The organism is Microbacterium sp. Bi128 (assembly GCF_918698205.1).
This window is the reverse complement of record NZ_CAKKMM010001053.1, coordinates 1-1,804: the sequence shown is the minus strand read 5'-3', so window position 1 is coordinate 1,804 and position 1,804 is coordinate 1. Positions and strand designations below refer to the sequence as shown.

The following is a 1,804-nucleotide window of genomic DNA, read 5'->3' as shown; positions in this document are numbered from 1 at the left end:
GCCACCTGGATCCCGCAGAGCACGTGGGCCGAGGGATACGTCGCCGAGATGACGGTCACCGCGACCGGAACGGTGGGGGCGTGGACGGTGTCCTGGGAGTCGCCCGGTGCCACGGCCGTCACGAACGCGTGGGGCATGGAGTGCGGCATCCGCTCGTCGACGGTGACCTGCCGCGGTGCTGAGTGGGCGGGTTCGCTCGCCCCCGGGCAGACGGTGCGCGTGGGCGTCCAGATGGCCGCCCCCTCCGCGCCGAGCGCCCCGCGCGTGAGCGTCAGCGCCTCGTGAGCGCCGGCGACGCGGCATCCATAGCTCGTCCCTAGGCTGCACACGGAGCCCGCTCGTCATCGGCTGCCTACGATGCGCCGGTGACCGCGACGCTCAGCATCCCGCAGACCCCGACCGCCCGGCCCGCCCGTCCCGCCACGAGGACGGGACCGGGGAGACGCGCGTGGCCGTGGGGCCTGTCGCTGATCGCCGCGCTCGCCCTCGTTCTCACGGCCTGGCAGGTGTGGGACGGGACGCCGTCGGACTACTACGCCGCGATCGCGGTGTCGATGAGCCAATCGTGGTCGAACTTCTTCTTCGGCGCGATGGACCCGGCCGGCACGGTGACCCTCGACAAGATCCCGGGGTCGTTCTGGATCCCGGCGCTCGCGGTGAAGGTGTTCGGGTACTCGGCGTGGGCCGTGATCCTGCCGAACGCCCTCGCCGCTGTAGCCGCCGCCCTCGTCACGGCCGTGACCGCCCGCCGTCTCGCGGGCGTCCGGGCGGGACTGCTGGCCGGGTCGATCGTCGCGGTGACGCCGATCCTCGTGGCGGTCTCCCGCTCCAACCAGCCGGAGTCCTTCTTCGTCCTGGGCCTCGCCCTCACCGCGTGGGCGTCGGTCCGGGCGGTGCAGGCGCGGAGCCTCGGGTGGCTGGTGGTCGCGGGCGCGGCGATCGGCCTGTCGTTCCAGTTCTACATGCTCGAAGCGTGGGCGGTCTGGCCCGCGCTCGCCGCGGCCTACCTGTGCACGGCGCAGTCCTGGGGGCGCCGGCTCGCGCACCTCGCGCTCGCCGGTGCGGTGAGCCTGGCGGCCTCGCTGTGGTGGGTGGCGATCGTGGCCCTCATCCCGTCGGGGAGTCGGCCCTACATCGGGAGCACGGTCGGCAACGATCCGTGGGAGATGGTGTTCGGCTACAACGGACTCGGACGGTTCAGCGCCACGGCGGACAGCTCGGCCTACGAGTCCTTCACGCCGCCGTTCTCGGGCGACCCCGGGGTGCTGCGTCTGTTCAACGCGCAGCTGGCGGGACAGATCGCGTGGCTGATCCCCGCCGCGCTGGTCGCCCTGATCGTGCTGTGGGTGCTGCGGTTCCCGCGTCCGCTCACGGTGCTGCTGACGGTGTGGACGCTGACCTTCGCCGCGATGTTCTCGGTCGTCGCCGGGATGCACCAGTTCTACACCGCGGCGCTCGCCGTGCCTCTCGGGCTGGCCGTCGCAACCGCCCTGGCGTGGAGCGGGCACCGGGGAAAGGTGTGGCCCGCGGTCGCGATCGTCGGGGTCGCGGCGGCGACCGCGGTGGCGATCGGCTTCGCCACCGGCGGGTACAGCATCCCGGTCTCGATCGTGCAGGCCGCGGCGGCTGCCGGGGCGATCGCCCTCCTGCTGTCGCGTCACCGCGCGCAGCTCGTCACCGGCGTCGCGCTCGTCGTGGGTCTGCTACTCACCCCGACCGTCTGGTCGGCCGTCACGATCGCGCACCCGAACTCGATCAATCCCGTGGCCGGGGGAGTGTCCGAGATGGCGTCCGGGTTCGGTGG

The 1,804-nt window shown here is 72.8% G+C and carries 2 protein-coding genes; both read left to right on the top strand.

What is annotated here, in order from left to right; translation table 11 throughout:
- Positions 1-285: cellulose binding domain-containing protein (locus LQV45_RS29670; RefSeq protein ID WP_230010708.1), on the top strand; the 285-nt coding region annotated here is incomplete at its 5' end.
- Between the two features lie 80 nt (positions 286-365).
- The coding region (locus LQV45_RS29665) for a glycosyltransferase family 39 protein (protein ID WP_230010706.1) at positions 366-1,804 on the top strand (1,439 nt) is incomplete at its 3' end.